Raw genomic sequence first — 1,538 nt, forward strand, 5'->3', positions numbered from 1 at the left:
CCTAATCGTATAATTTCTGCCTCGATATATGCGAGGGTTCAGAATAACGAATTTTCTATAATAAATTAATAATTTCAAAATTCGTAAATAAAAAAATTTGTGACAATAAGATGCAAGATAAACTGATTAAAATATCAAATTCATTCTTGAATCATCTGACGATTTTATGATTTCTACCATATTGGCTTTTCGTAATTTTGTTAATGCGTTGTAAAATCCCCGATATGACAATCCTGATTTATTAAGGTAGTATTTGATATTATGACCTGGTTCTGTCTTTATTAGGCAGAGGATCTTACCCTCAGATGTAAGAAAATTAGTCTCGACCTTTTTTTCGAGTCTATGGAGCATCATTAATGTTCCCGCTAGGTCCATTCGGGTTCTCTTTTCAGATTAATGGCCGTTCGATGCCATCGAATGGCACGGACGCCTTGCGACTATGCAAGGTATTACATGTATATAATGGTATATGGGTTTATTAAGTAATTGATTAATTTATCAGTTTTTTTAAATAAATTTAGAGCGGGAGTCGTTCGACGGCCAGAATCTAGAGAAAAATTGATTATCATGAGTAGATAAACCTAAGGTATTTTACGTAATAAAATACCAAATTGAAATTTGCTGAGCAATTTTCACCTCTAAAATTATAAATATAAAGAAAAATGCATACATTATTTATTAATAAAGATCAAAAAACATACACATTTTGTTATGTATATATTTTGAACAATGCCCGAAATTTCAAAATGTGCCTTGCCTCTATTGCTGGGTGGTTGCTATTGTAAGCAGAGTTCGATCAAAAAAGGCGTTGTATGTCTGCTCGCAAAGCTCAGCTTAAGGCTTATCGGTTTCATTCGCAGTCGAGCGTGCAGGCGCGTGCAGGCAAGTGGTTGGCGAAGATCGATGCCCTGATGCACGAGCCCTTTGGGCAACATCACGCTGCGCTTTTGCATGACGATATCGTTGGTGAATCGGTGAGCAAGCTGGCGCTTGATGGTGATATCCAACCCATGGGGGGGAGTGGCACAGGCGACGAGGCGGTCGGCGGTGGGGCCGCTGCTGGGGCTTCGCTGGGGCAAATCGATGGGGGTGCGGCTGCTTCTGCGTCGGGTCATGCTGTAGGGGTAAGCACGCTGACAGTGGTGGGGGGCGTTGCTGCGGCCGTTGGCGTTGGTGTGGCTGTCGCTGTTGGAGGCCAGGGTCGGGCGCCGCTGCCGAAATTTTCCGCACCCGTGCAAAATGTATCAGGCAGTGAAAATGCGCCAAGCATTACGATTGCGGCTTCGGCAGCCAATGCGACCTCTTACAGTGCGTCGGCGCCTGCTCACGGCGCAGCAACGGTCAGCTCCTCTGGTGTAGTGACATATGTTCCGGGCCAGTTTTATATCGGATCAGATAGTTTTACTGTGACTGCCGTGGGTGCCGGCGGCACGACCACGCAGACGGTCGATGTGAATGTCGCGCAAGTCGCGCCGACGTTCGCGGCTGCGACGATGACAGGCCCGGGCGTGGAAAACGGCTCGGTCACCCTGACCGAA

General features: G+C 45.6%; 1 protein-coding gene. It reads left to right on the top strand.

Annotation, left to right across the window (positions count from 1 at the left end; all coding sequences use genetic code 11):
- Positions 1-812: 812 nt before the first annotated feature.
- On the top strand, positions 813-1,538 hold a 726-nt coding region (locus tag G404_RS20550; RefSeq protein ID WP_245584585.1), incomplete at its 3' end, for a cadherin-like domain-containing protein.

It is taken from the genome of Novosphingobium acidiphilum DSM 19966 (assembly GCF_000429005.1).
GTDB classification, from domain to species: domain Bacteria; phylum Pseudomonadota; class Alphaproteobacteria; order Sphingomonadales; family Sphingomonadaceae; genus Novosphingobium; species Novosphingobium acidiphilum.